This window comes from Citrobacter sp. Cpo109, from assembly GCF_030332565.1.
Lineage (GTDB): Bacteria > Pseudomonadota > Gammaproteobacteria > Enterobacterales > Enterobacteriaceae > Citrobacter > Citrobacter portucalensis.
In genome coordinates this window covers 1-254 of the sequence record NZ_JAOWHQ010000036.1, presented here as the reverse complement: position 1 = coordinate 254, position 254 = coordinate 1, and the positions used below count along the sequence as shown (strand labels likewise).

General features: G+C 55.9%; 1 protein-coding gene. It reads right to left on the bottom strand.

Annotation, left to right across the window (positions count from 1 at the left end):
- The coding region (locus OGY71_RS23235) for a phage polarity suppression protein (protein WP_286612685.1) at positions 1 to 254 on the bottom strand (254 nt) is incomplete at both ends.

The window sequence follows — 254 nt, the reverse complement described above, 5'->3', positions numbered from 1 at the left end:
GGTGCCAGCGTGGCGGCCAGCTCCGCGCCGTGCTGCTGCATAAAGTCATGGAGCCGGTTGCGGATGCTGATGTGCTGCACTTTCTCATGTGAGCGGATATAACGACCGGCGGCCTGATTAATCTCCCATTTTTTCACGTCGATATTGTCGCGCAAATCCTGCATTCTGCGCGGGATTTGTTCGTCACCGGCAAGGAGCTGTTCACGGTATTCCCGTTCAAGGTCTGCCAGTTCGGCTTTACGTTTCAGCCAGGT